The organism is Janthinobacterium sp. TPC_1 (genome assembly GCF_056037845.1).
The window spans coordinates 6,075,303-6,086,996 of the sequence record NZ_CP195157.1; the positions used below are offsets into that span (position 1 = coordinate 6,075,303).

An 11,694-nucleotide genomic window follows, 5' to 3' on the forward strand; every position below is an offset into this window, starting at 1 on the left:
TATTTAAACTACTTGCTTAAACGACTGATTTCAATACCTGATTGATGCTTTTTTGATAATTATTTAATGCTCACACGCGAAATCGTGCCGCCCGCCACGGTCGGCAAGTCCAGCTTGGCGCCGCGCAAAGTTGCCTGCACGACACCCGGCTTGCCCACCACCAAGGTGGCTGGGCCCGTGATATCGAATGTTTCCGTGCTGCCCGCCTTGACCATGCGCGAAATCAGCGGCGAAGCGCCGGGACGGCGGATTTCGACCCAGGAATCCTGCTCCACCTTCAGCACCAGCGCATTCGCGCCCACGGCAGGGGCGGCGGCGGCAACGGGCGGCGTGACGGCGGCCGTCGCCGCTGGCGGCGTTGCCGGCGCAGTTGCTGGCGGCACGGCGGAGGCCGGCGCCGAAGCGGCGGCGGAGGCCGGTGCGCCCGTCTGCGTATCGTTGCCTGGCGGCGGCGGCACGGAAATCAGGGGCACGGATGGCGTCTGCACGGGCGTCAAATCCTGGCCCGGCTTGATCAGGGTCGTTTCCACGGGGCCCACGTCCGCATGCGCCGTTTCTTTCCCGGCCTGCGAGGACAGCAGGCTGGCCGGCACATAGCCGAGTTTATAGGCGCCAAAGGCGGCCGCCACGACGACGGCCACGGCGCCGGCGATCCAGAGGGGGGTCTGGTTCGACGAGCGCTGCGTCATCGACGGAAAGCGCGATTCGGAGAACGTGGCGGAAATCTCACGCCGCACGGGCGCGGCCGGGTCTTGCGCCGGCGCCGGGTGAACTTCGATCATGGCCACCAGCGGCGCCGCGTCGAGACGCACCACCTTGGCATAGGCGCGCACGAAACCGCGCACCACGGCCACGTTCGGCAAGGCCGCCATGTCGCCCTCTTCCAGCGCGATCACCTGGCGCGGCGCCAGCTTGAGCTGGTCGGCCACCTGTTCCACGGGCCAGCCCAGCGCTTCGCGCTGCGCCTTTAATTGTGCACCTGCCAACGCAAGATTGCCCTGGGGCTGCTGCTGAGGCGTTTCTGCCCACTCTGAATTCATTGGTATCCCTGTCTCACTCATCAAACGCCCCATTTTGATAAGCAGCATATTCGGGGGAGGCGGAATGGTGGTTGCGCAAATGCGCCCCCAGGCCAGCTTCCGCACCCGCATCCCCGAGCTTATGCTGCACCTTGATCCCGAGCCACAGCACATCGGCCGCCTGGCTCTCCATTGTCGCTACTTTACCGAGCCGCTCAAGGTAATGAGCCGCTTGCCGGTAATCCTGCTGTTGGTAATACACGCGCACCAGGCCGGCATAGGTCATTGCCGCGCCAGGTGCGATGCGCTCCGCCTTGAGCCAGTAGTTGGCGGCGCGCGGGTAATCTTTCATGAGCAGGCTGCACGCGGCCGCATTATGCAGCGCAAGTTCAGGCGTGCCATAGGCGGCATCTTGCAATGCGGCATCAAAATACGCCAGCGACTGCGCCGCGCGCCCGGTCTGGCACAGAAACAGGCCATAATTATTGCTCAACTCGGGATTGTGGGGCGCGAGGCGCAATGCGTAAAGAAAAATCTTTTTCAGCAGCCACAGGTTGACGCATGGCAGCAAAAATCAGGGCGCGCATGCCGCGCACCTGGGCATTGTCCGGCACCAGCTGCACCGCCTGCTCCGCTTCGGCCAACGCCACCGCAAACTGGTCTTGCATATAATAGGCGCTGGCCAGCTGCAAGCGCAAGGCGGCGCGCTGCTCGACAGAGGCAGCTTGCTCTTTGTCCGCGGTGGAAGCACAGCCGGCCAGCAGCACGCCCAGGCTGACAACAGCCGCGGCAAGTACGCCAGGATAAGCCATGCTTCCCCGCATCAGGAGCGGATCTCCACGATCTTGCCGAAGTTGGCGCCAAATTTCTGTTGATACTCAGTCATCTTTTCCATGCGTTCCTGCACCCGCGTGCGGTCCTTGACTTCGCCGGCCAGCTGGCCGCAGGCCGCATCGATATCGTCGCCGCGCGTCTTGCGCACGGTGGTGATGATGCCGCCGTCCATCAGTACCTGGGCAAAGGCCTTGATGCGCGGTTTTTCGAGCGGAACAGGCCCGACTCGGGGAAGGGATTGAACGGGATCAGGTTGAACTTGCAGTTCACGCCGAACTCGCGGTCTTGCACCAGCGCCAGCAGTTCGCGCGCGTGCTCGTCGCTGTCGTTGACGCCGTCGAGCATGCAGTATTCGAAGGTGATGAAATCGCGCGGGGCGAATTCCAGATAGCGTTTACAGGCCGCCATCAATTCCTTCAGCGGGTATTTCTTGTTCAGTGGAATCAGCCCGTCGCGCAAGGCATCGTTCGAGGCGTGCAGCGAGACGGCCAGGGCCACCGGCACTTCCTGCGACAGCTTGTCCATCATCGGCACCACGCCCGAGGTCGATAAGGTTACGCGGCGGCGCGACAGCCCGTAGGCGTTGTCGTCGAGCATCAATTTCAGGGCCGTGACGGTCGGCTCAAAGTTCAGCAGGGGCTCGCCCATGCCCATCATCACCACGTTGGTGATCTGGCGCTCGCCTTTCGGGCCCGGTTCGATGCCCTTGGTGCGGCGCAATTCGAATTCCGCCATCCACAGCTGGCCGATGATTTCGCCAACGCTGAGGTTGCGGTTGAAGCCTTGCTTGCCCGTCGAGCAGAAACGGCAGTTCACGGCGCAGCCGGCCTGGGTCGAGATGCACAGGGTGCCGCGGTTTTCTTCCGGGATGAACACGGTTTCCACGGCATTGCCATTGCCCACGTCAACCAGCCACTTGCGCGTGCCGTCCGTCGACGTATGGTCGCTGATGATGGCCGGGGCGCGCACTTCGGCGCGCGTGGCCAGCTTGTCGCGCAGCGACTTGGCCAGATCCGTCATGGCGTCGAAATCGGAAGCGCCGAACTGGTGTATCCAACGTTGCAATTGTTTCGCACGAAACGGTTTCTCTCCCAACTCGGCGCAGTAGCGATGAGTTGCGCGGGATCAAGGTCCAGCAAGTTGGTGAGGGTCGTCGTATTCATGATCTTGTCTATTCTAAAAATCCGTCCCCGCGCGCATCAGGGGCAAAGCACCACAGCGCAGCGGGAACAGGGGGTGATAAGTTATTTCACAGATAACGCCAGGAAATAACGTTATCTAAGGCAATTAAGCCTTCAGTTCTGGGAAGAAGTAAGCGATTTCCACTTTAGCAGCTTCGACAGCGTCGGAACCGTGTACGGCGTTGGCGTCGATCGAATCGGCGAAATCGGCGCGGATCGTGCCTTTTTCTGCTTTCTTCGGATCGGTCGCGCCCATCAAGTCACGGTGGGCCAGAACGGCGTTTTCGCCTTCCAGGGCTTGGATCATGACTGGACCGGAAACCATGAAGTCGACCAGATCTTTGAAGAAGCCGCGCTCTTTGTGCGCTGCGTAGAAACCTTCAGCTTGTTCGCGCGACAGTTGGGTCATGCGTGCTGCAACGATTTTTCAGGCCAGCGTTTTCAAAACGGGTGTAGATTTGACCGATTACGTTTTTTGCAACTGCGTCTGGTTTGATGATCGACAGGGTGCGTTCGATTGCCATGTGTGAAAACTCCAATAAAAAGAAAGGTTTAAAACGGTAAATTGATAACTCAATCAACCTTTGATTTTACCATACTCCACCCCATATCACCCAGACAGGCAGGGGGCATCCTTCCCTGCCGCTTGAGTTTAATGAAATCTTAAGCTGCTTTTTTGGCAAATTCCGGCCCTCATGCTATCCTTGGGCAAAGCAGTAATTTGAATTGACAACACGGAGGCACTATGAATCAGAACATGCAACGCACCTTTGACCTGTCGGGGGGCATGCAGCAAGTCCGCCATCAGGTCTTGCGCAACACTTACTGGCTGCTGGCACTGTCCATGATACCGACCGTGCTGGGCGCCTTCATCGGCGTGCAGATGCACTTGCCGATGCTGACCGGCGGCATGGGCTTCATCATCTTATGGCCGTCGCTTTCGGCTTCATGTACGCGATCGAGAAAACCAAGAACTCGGGCCTGGGCGTCGCCGTCCTGCTGGGCTTTACCTTCTTCATGGGCCTGATGCTCACGCCTATCCTGACGCGCACGCTCGGCTACTCGAACGGCGGCATGCTGATCATGACGGCATTCGGCGGCACGGCCACGATCCTGGCCGTGATGGCGACGATCGCCACAGTATCGAAGCGCGACTTCTCGGCCATGGGCAAATGGCTGTTCGCCGGCGTGATCGTGCTGATCCTGGCATCGGTGGCGAACATCTTCCTGGGCCTGTCGGCACTGTCGATCGTGATCTCCATGGTCGCCATCGCCATCTTCTCGGCCTACATCCTGTATGACGTGCAGCAAATCATCAACGGCGGCGAGACCAACTACATCTCGGCCACCCTGCGCATCTACCTGGACGTGTACAACATCTTCACCAGCCTGTTGTCGTTGCTGGGCTTCGCTGGCGGCAGCCGCGACTAAGCCTTGCGCTTAAACAAAAAGCCGACCCGCGGGTCGGCTTTTTTACGTCTGTTTAAACTACTTGATCTTCTCCGCCACCTCCAGCAGGCACGCGCGGGCGCGGTCCAGGGTCGGGTTGTCGCGCTGGGCCGCATACACGGCGTAGGCGGAATGCGAGAATTCGGGCGCGTCGCGCACGCGGTACAGCAAGCCCCCGTCGAGATACGGCTGCGCGCTGCCGATGCGAAAGTAGCTGGCACCGCCCACTTCCAGCAGGTAGACGAGGGCCAGCGGCCCCAGCGAGATCGACACGGGCGGGCTGCTCAACTCCGGATACGCCGCCTGGTGGTTGGCCGCAAAGCTGGGACCCCAGTCCACGTACACGTACTTATCGGCAAGCATCTGCCCGTCCGCGCGCGTGGTCACCATCACCAGTTTTTCCTCAGCCAGCAACTCGCTGACGAGGCCCGGACGCTGCGGCGGGTTGTACAGCACGGCCAGATCCAGCGAGCCGTCGTGCACGGCGTCGAGCAGGCGCGCGGGGCTGTCGACTTCGGCGCGCAAGGCGATCTCGGGGCAGTCGCGGCTCATGCGTATCAGCGTATCAGCCAGTCGCCGAGCAGCGGCTGCCACAGGCTCAGCTCGCAGCCGATGCTGACGGCGTCGTCGCGCCCCGGCGGCAAGGCCACCTGGTGGCGCGCCCGCTCCCACACCTGCACCATGGTGGCAGCATGGCGCATGAAGCGTTCGCCGGCTGGCGTCAGGCGCGCGCCCGCCTTGTTGCGCACGAATAGCTGGCGCCCCAGTTGCTGCTCCAGCGTGCGGATGCGGGCGCTGACGGCCGTCTGCGTCACGTGCATGCGTTCGGCCGCCATGATGAAACTGCCGCAGGAAGCCACTTCCAGGAAGGTACGCGCTTGATTGATATCCATCAATCCATCATATCAGGTGCCGCACATCTCAACTCACGCGCTCGTAGCCACCGAGCACGCCCTGCTTCGACAAGACCCATTGCCACAGCTGCAAGTCGCGCGCGCGGAAGGCGCCCGCGCACGACAGCAGATAATATGACCACATGCGGTGGAAACGCTCGCCCAGCTGGGCGGCAAAGCGCGGCCACGCCTGTTCAACATTCGCATGCCAGGCCATCAGGGTCTTGTCGTAGTCGGCGCCGAAGTTATGCAAGTCCTCGGCGACAAACAGATCGTCGATGGCGTCGCCGATCTGGCCGATGGACGGCAAGTCGCCATTCGGGAAGATGTATTTGTCGATCCACGGGTCGCACGTGGAATGGCGTTTATTTTTGCCGATCGTATGCAGCAGGAACAGGCCGTCGTCTTCCAGGCAGCGGTGCGCCACTTCCATGAAGGTGCGGTGGTTTTTATGACCTACATGTTCGAACATGCCGATGCTGACGATGCGGTCGAATTTTTCATCGGTGTCGCGGTAATCCTGCAGGCGGAAATCCAGCTTTTCGCCGCCCGGCATGCCGCGCGCATACGCAACCTGCTCTTGCGAAATCGTCACGCCCACGCACTGCACCCCGTATTTCTCCGCCGCATAGCGCATGAAACTGCCCCAGCCGCAGCCGATGTCGAGCACGCGCATGCCCGGCTCCAGCCGCAGCTTGCGGCAGACCAGATCGAGCTTGGCTTCCTGCGCCTCGGCCAGATTATTCGCATCCTTCCAGTAGCCGCACGTATACGTCATGCGCGGATCGAGCATGGCCGCATAGAAGGCGTTGCCCAGGTCATAATGCTCCTTGCCCACCATCCACGCGCGGCGCTCCGTCTGCAGGTTGAACAGGCGCGCATACAGCGCGTGGAAGGCCAGGCGCATGGGGCGCACGTCGTCGGCCACGCGGGCGCGCAGCAGATGGCAAAAGAATTCATCGAGCTGCTGCGCATCCCAGTCGCCATCCATGTAGGCTTCACCGAGGCCCAGGTTGCCGCTGGCAAAAGCCCGCTCGGGCACGCCCGGCTTGCGCAACTGCATGTCCCAGGCGGCGCGGCCATTCAGGTGGATGTCGGCGCGGGCCAGCAATTGCGCCGCTTCGCGGGTGAGGCGCGTGTCGCGCTGGAGTTCAGTATTACTTGCCGGTGCTTGCTGTAACTGTGTCATTTGCTGCGTGTTCATGCCCTGCCGCCTCCAGATGGTTGTCGGTGCCGGCGCGCGCCGGCAAGTCCACTCAGAGGCCCGGCGGCACACCAGCCATCAAATTATCCGCCCGCCATGACCATCTGGATAATGAAACATCATGGCCATTCATATCAAAATAATTGCTGTAAAATGATTTCAATCAATTATTTTATGGAAATATCTTATACAAGAAGCGCACCGTAGCATGAAAAAAGCCGCCTGTTCGGCGGCCGTTCCCTGCGTGTTCGCGGCAATCCGGATGCCGATCAAAAGTCGTGATTCGGCGGATACTTGCTGTAAAAATCGTTATCCCATTTGAAGTTGGTGAACGCCACCGTCATCGATACATCGAGCGCTTCGACGAAATGCCAGCAGCCGACGGGCAGGAACAGGATCTCGCCCGGCGCCAGCACGCATTCGCGCACCTGCACGTCGGCCATCAGCGGATAGCGCCGCACGTCGATGTCGCGTCCGTCGACGGGCGTAAAACAGTGGCGCTGGTTGTACACGCGCGCCACTTCGCAGGCAGCCATGATGCGCAGGCGCTTGCGCCCCTTGACTTGCGCCATGAAATTGTTCGTCAGGTCGTGGTGGAACGGCGTCACCGTGCCGGCCGGGCCAAACCATAAAAAACCCGTCGGGCCGCCACTCTGCTCCAGATACTCGGGCAACTGGCCGATATCGTCCCACAGCTCGCGCAAGGCTTGCCGGTTCTGCGAATTGTTATTCGCCGTCATATAGAAATCATTGGTCACGCCGCTGCTCTCGACCAGGCTGGTGTACTCGCCGAACGCCATCTTGCGCTTGTGCGCCACGCTGTTCATTTCATACTGGGCATCAGCTTCGCGGCCGAACTGCACTTCCACTTCGCGCTGCGCGTAATGTTCGCGGAAGTAGGCCGGGCTCCACTTGGCCATGGCGGGCCAGTCGTCCAGCATGCCCGTGATGATGACGGGCTGGTTGGTCGAATAGTATTCGTCCAGGAATTCCTGCGCGGAAAGCCTCTCGCGGCGGGGAATCTCGGGCGGGCGCAGCTGGTTCAGCTTGCGCTGGATGTCGATCACCCAGTCGCGCTTGGCCAGGCGGTTCGACAGGCGCACGGCGCCGGCCAGGTAGGGACTCTGCAGCGCCAGCTCCACTTCGCGGCGCGCCAGGGGCTCGGCGATGCCAGCCTGCTGCAGCACCGGCATCAGCGCCGACGGGTGGCTGCCCAGCATGAGGTTTTCCGCGATCCAGCCGCGCCACTCGCGGCTCAGTTCCTGTTCCTGCTGCAGCTCGTGCTGCTTGACTCCGAATGCCGATACCGCCGCCATCGCCCGCCTCCTGTGTTGTGTGTGACCAAACGCGACTAAACGGCCGGACAGCATGGCTATCCGGCCGCGTCTTACGCTACATCAACATTACCGCACTTTCCACACCTCGGTCGCCAGCACGCCATTCGCGTCGCCATCGAGTTCCCACGAGAACGCGCCGCGCAAGCCCTGGTCCTTGACGTATTTCACCTTGGTGCCGATGACGGTCGGATCGTCATAGCTCCACCACTGGCCGCCTGCACCCGTGTACAGGTACAGCTGCTTGGTCACGGGGTGGTAGTAGCGCGTACCGGACTTGGCGACGAGGATTTTATAGTCCTCGATGCCCGACTCGTAGGTGCCCGGCGCCGTGCCCGTGGCCGCCTGATACAGGCCATCGCCATTCGGACCCGGCGCCACGCCCGTCCAGCCGCGGCCATAGAACGGTATGCCCAGCAGCAGCTTGTCGCGCGGCACGCCGGCGGCAATCATGTACTGCACCGCCTTGTCGCCCACGTATTCGCGCGCCATGCCCGTCGACGGATCGGCAGGGTCGGCATACAGCTGGGCGTTGAAGTTGGTGCTGTTTTCCCAGCCGCCGTGGAAGTCGTACGTCATCAGATTGATCCAATCCATGTACTGCGAGTACAGGGCCGGTTCCGTGTTGTCGATCTTGTCCTTGCCGGCGCCGACGGCGGCCGTCAACAGATAGCGCTTGCCGTTGGCGGCGCCCAGCGCATCGAGCTGGCTGCGGAATTCCGCCATCAGCAAGGTGAAGTTGCGCTTGTCGTTGGGGCTGACCGTGTTGTACGGCTGACCGCCGCCGACCGGGTATTCCCAGTCGATGTCGATACCGTCAAAGATGTTGGCCGCCGCACCCGCGCCGCCGCGACCGCCCTGCACCGGCAAATTGCCCTTGATGTAGATGTCGATGCACGAGCGCACCATCTGCTTGCGCAGCGCATCGGTGGCAGAACCGACGGAGAAGTTCTTCGACCAGCTCCAGCCGCCCAGCGAGATGAACAATTTCAGGTTCGGGTGCGCCGCCTTGAGCTTTTTCAACTGCAGGAAGTTGCCCGACAATGGAGCATCCCACGGAATGGCCTGGCCATCGACGGTGCGCTTCGGCGTGCGGATGTAGTCGGCTTCGGCATCGCCGCCCGTGCCCGCGTCCGGCGAATTCGGATTCGTCGCGCCCGGCTCCGTCTTGGTGATCATGCCGCATTCGTAGCCGCCGTTTTTCGGATAGATATTACCGAAGGCATAGTTGATGAAGGTCAACTTATCGGCCACGCCGCTGGAATGCACGTTCGCCACTTCGTAATCGCGGCCATACACGCCCCATTGGGCGAAATAGGAACCGACTTCGCGACCGTTCGGCGTTGGCGTTGGCGTTGGCGTTGGTGTCGGGGTAGGTGTCGGCGTCGGTGTTGGAGTAGGCGTTGGCGTTGGGGTAGGTGTCGGCGTTGGAGTAGGCGTCGGCGTGGTGCTGCAGATCTCCAGGCTGGTCCATGGCTTGCCCGTGCCGGCGGCACCGCTGCTGGTCGACGGGTTGTCGCCCTGCGTCCAGTAGTTGGCGCGGTAATTCGTGCCCGCATAGCTGACGGTGGCGCCCGCGCTGTAGGCCGTGCCGGCCACCCACGCCAGTGCGCACGTGCCGCCGGTTGGCGTCGGCGTCGGAGTAGGCGTCGGGTTCGGCGTTGGCGCCGGTGTCGGGGTTGGTGTGGGAGTCGGGGTTGGCGTCGGAGTAGGTGTCGGCGTGGTGCCGCCGTCGCAGGTGCCGCCGGCACTCCACAGGCTCGGCGTGGCAACGGGATTCCAGCCCGAGCCCACGTGATCGGTCTGCGTCACCAGGGCCGTGTAGTTGGCGCCCAGGTAAGTGACTACCGTGCCGGCGTTATACGTGCCGCCCTCCTGCCACGGCACGCAAGCGACCACCGTGCTGGCCGCCAGCAATTGCGAGCCAGCCGGTGCGCTGGCGTCGCCGCCACCGCCGCAAGCCGCCAGCACGCCACCGCTGGCCAGACATACCATCATGTTCCTGATCGTTTTTTTGAGTATTAAATTTTCCACGCGGTCTCCTGTTCAGGTTTGCGGAAATACCACTCTGCTTCGATAAAAAGCTACCCTGTGATCTTGTTTTTTTGCAGTTGCAAGAACAGCATGCTGCTGAAAAAATAGGCGGTCAAGTGGTTTTGAAGTGGCCTCAAAGTGAGCAATACCACTTTGTGCAGAAAGCGCAGCGGCTTATGCGAACGGCGTGTTGTCCTACTGGACAATGAAAAAAACGGCAGAGCGAGGATGAAAAAAGACGCTGGATCGGGAAAAGACAGACCAGTTTTTTAATACACTGTAAGTGGTATTGCGCTTGCTTGCTTGCTACGCCGTTGAATACGGCAGCGGCGGGTGCCTGCCTGGCCACCCGCCGCGTCAGACAGACTTACTGAGGTAAATCAAATACCGCCATCGACTCGACGTGCGACGTATGCGGGAACATGTTCACCACGCCCGCCTTGCTCAGCACATAACCCGCTTCCAGCGCCAGGATGCCGGCGTCGCGCGCCAGGGTGGACGGGCTGCACGACACGTACACGATGCGCTTGGGCAGCAGGTCGGGACGCACTTGCGACAGGCCGACCAGCGCCTGACACAGGGCCATGGCGCCATCGCGCGGCGGGTCGACGAGGATACGGTCGAACTTGCCCAGCGCGATCAGGTCATCCGTCGTGACTTCGAACAGGTTGCGCGTCGAGAACGAGGTTTTTTCCGCCAGGCCATTGGCCAGCGCGTTTTCCAGCGCCCGCTCCGTCAGGGTGGTGCTGCCTTCGATGCCCACCACTGCGCTGCCTTGCGTGGCCAGCGGCAAAGTAAAATTGCCCAGGCCGCAGAACAGGTCGGCTACGCGGTCCGTCGGCTGCACTTCCAGCAGGCGCAGGGCTTTAGATACGAGCACGCGGTTGATGTGGTGGTTCACTTGCGTAAAATCAACAGGCTTGAACGGCATCTTGACGCCGAATTCCGGCAGCAGGTAGTGCAATTGCTTGTCCAGCGGATAGAACGGCACGGCCGTTTCCGGCCTTTCACCTGCAGCCACCATTGCACGCCGTACTCGTCGGCAAAAGCCTTCAGTTTCGTTTCGTCATCCGCCGTCAACGGCGCCATGATGCGCAAGACCATGGCCGTGACGTCTTCGCCCACGGCCAGCTCGATCTGCGGCATCTGGTCGAAGATGGACAGCGAAGCAATCAAGCCGCGCAGCGGCAGCAGCATGGCGGAGATGTGCGGCGGCAAGATTTCGCAGCTATCCATGTCGGCAACAAACGCCGATTTCTTTTCATGGAAGCCCACCAGCACGGCATCCTTCTTCTTGACGTGGCGCACGGACAGGCGCGCGCGGTAGCGGTAGCCCCACGTCGGGCCATACATGGGGCGCATGATGCTTTGCGGACGTACCTTGCCGATATGCCACAGGTTGTCTTCCAGCACGCGCTGCTTGATGGCCACCTGGGCCGACGGCTCCAGGTGCTGCATGGAGCAGCCGCCGCAGTTGTCGAAATGCTTGCACTTGGGCGTCACGCGCATCGATGACTCGCGGTGCAGCGCCGTCATGCGGGCCATTTCCCAGTTTTTCTTCTTCTTGAACGTCACAAAGCTGACGCGCTCGCCCGGCAGCGCGCCTTCGACAAACACGACCTTGCCCGGCGAGCCGTCTTCGTTCTCGATATGGCCAACGCCACGGGCGTCCATGTCGAGCGATTTGATTTCGATGATATTTTCTTGCATAGCGATCAATAGGTAAGAGTGAGCCAGGACGCAGGG

General features: G+C 61.3%; 8 protein-coding genes and 4 pseudogenes. 1 reads left to right on the forward strand and 11 read right to left on the reverse strand.

The genetic code is table 11. The features are described 5' to 3' along the window. Positions 1–59: 59 nt before the first annotated feature. The 5 genes and pseudogenes from ACQVLG_RS29565 to ndk form a co-directional block, all read right to left on the reverse strand. Entirely contained in the window at positions 60–986 is a 927-nt protein-coding gene (locus ACQVLG_RS29565) for a helix-turn-helix domain-containing protein (RefSeq protein WP_474292133.1), read from the reverse strand. 67 nt (positions 987–1,053) lie between these two features. Continuing rightward, positions 1,054–1,512, reverse strand: a complete 459-nt coding sequence (locus ACQVLG_RS29570; RefSeq protein ID WP_474292134.1) for a hypothetical protein — start codon at positions 1,510–1,512, stop codon at positions 1,054–1,056. Further along, positions 1,502–1,831, reverse strand: a complete 330-nt coding sequence (locus tag ACQVLG_RS29575; RefSeq protein ID WP_474292135.1) for a hypothetical protein — start codon at positions 1,829–1,831, stop codon at positions 1,502–1,504. Before ACQVLG_RS29575 ends, ACQVLG_RS29570 begins: the two co-directional genes overlap by 11 nt. A gap of 11 nt (positions 1,832–1,842) precedes the next feature. Then, positions 1,843–3,016, reverse strand: a pseudogene (rlmN, locus tag ACQVLG_RS29580) (dual-specificity RNA methyltransferase RlmN). A gap of 124 nt (positions 3,017–3,140) precedes the next feature. Further along, positions 3,141–3,558 (reverse strand): annotated as a pseudogene (ndk, locus tag ACQVLG_RS29585) (nucleoside-diphosphate kinase). 221 nt (positions 3,559–3,779) lie between these two features. On the opposite strand from ndk, the pseudogene ACQVLG_RS29590 reads away from it, so the two are divergent. Next, positions 3,780–4,465, forward strand: a pseudogene (locus ACQVLG_RS29590) (Bax inhibitor-1/YccA family protein). A gap of 57 nt (positions 4,466–4,522) precedes the next feature. Here the strand turns inward: ACQVLG_RS29590 and ACQVLG_RS29595 are convergent. The 6 genes and pseudogenes from ACQVLG_RS29595 to rlmD form a co-directional block, all read right to left on the reverse strand. Beyond that, positions 4,523–5,035, reverse strand: coding sequence for a LysR substrate-binding domain-containing protein (locus ACQVLG_RS29595; RefSeq protein WP_474292136.1), 513 nt, complete (start codon positions 5,033–5,035; stop codon positions 4,523–4,525). A gap of 5 nt (positions 5,036–5,040) precedes the next feature. Continuing rightward, positions 5,041–5,376, reverse strand: coding sequence for a LysR family transcriptional regulator (locus ACQVLG_RS29600; protein ID WP_474292137.1), 336 nt, complete (start codon positions 5,374–5,376; stop codon positions 5,041–5,043). A gap of 28 nt (positions 5,377–5,404) precedes the next feature. Then, positions 5,405–6,565 carry a cyclopropane fatty acyl phospholipid synthase gene (gene cfa / locus ACQVLG_RS29605; RefSeq protein WP_474295844.1) on the reverse strand — a complete coding sequence of 387 codons (1,161 nt, stop codon included), beginning with the start codon at positions 6,563–6,565 and terminating at the stop codon, positions 5,405–5,407. A 284-nt stretch (positions 6,566–6,849) separates the two neighbouring features. After that, on the reverse strand, positions 6,850–7,896 hold the full coding sequence (locus ACQVLG_RS29610; RefSeq protein WP_474292138.1) for a cupin-like domain-containing protein: 1,047 nt from the start codon (positions 7,894–7,896) through the stop codon (positions 6,850–6,852). Positions 7,897–7,983: 87 nt separating this feature from the next. Next, positions 7,984–9,912 carry a glycosyl hydrolase family 18 protein gene (locus tag ACQVLG_RS29615; RefSeq protein WP_474292139.1) on the reverse strand — a complete coding sequence of 643 codons (1,929 nt, stop codon included), beginning with the start codon at positions 9,910–9,912 and terminating at the stop codon, positions 7,984–7,986. 403 nt (positions 9,913–10,315) lie between these two features. Continuing rightward, positions 10,316–11,658: pseudogene (gene rlmD, locus ACQVLG_RS29620) on the reverse strand (23S rRNA (uracil(1939)-C(5))-methyltransferase RlmD). Positions 11,659–11,694: the final 36 nt, after the last annotated feature.

What these genes read in the sequence shown, in the direction of transcription:
- ACQVLG_RS29575 (WP_474292135.1), bottom strand. Translation starts at nt 1,831, where the DNA reads ATGGCTTATCCTGGCGTACTTGCCGCGGCTGTTGTCAGCCTGGGCGTG.
- ACQVLG_RS29595 (WP_474292136.1), bottom strand. Translation starts at nt 5,035, where the DNA reads ATGAGCCGCGACTGCCCCGAGATCGCCTTGCGCGCCGAAGTCGACAGC.
- ACQVLG_RS29600 (WP_474292137.1), bottom strand. Translation starts at nt 5,376, where the DNA reads ATGGATATCAATCAAGCGCGTACCTTCCTGGAAGTGGCTTCCTGCGGC.
- cfa (WP_474295844.1), bottom strand. Translation starts at nt 6,565, where the DNA reads ATGACACAGTTACAGCAAGCACCGGCAAGTAATACTGAACTCCAGCGC.
- ACQVLG_RS29610 (WP_474292138.1), bottom strand. Translation starts at nt 7,896, where the DNA reads ATGGCGGCGGTATCGGCATTCGGAGTCAAGCAGCACGAGCTGCAGCAG.
- ACQVLG_RS29615 (WP_474292139.1), bottom strand. Translation starts at nt 9,912, where the DNA reads ATGATGGTATGTCTGGCCAGCGGTGGCGTGCTGGCGGCTTGCGGCGGT.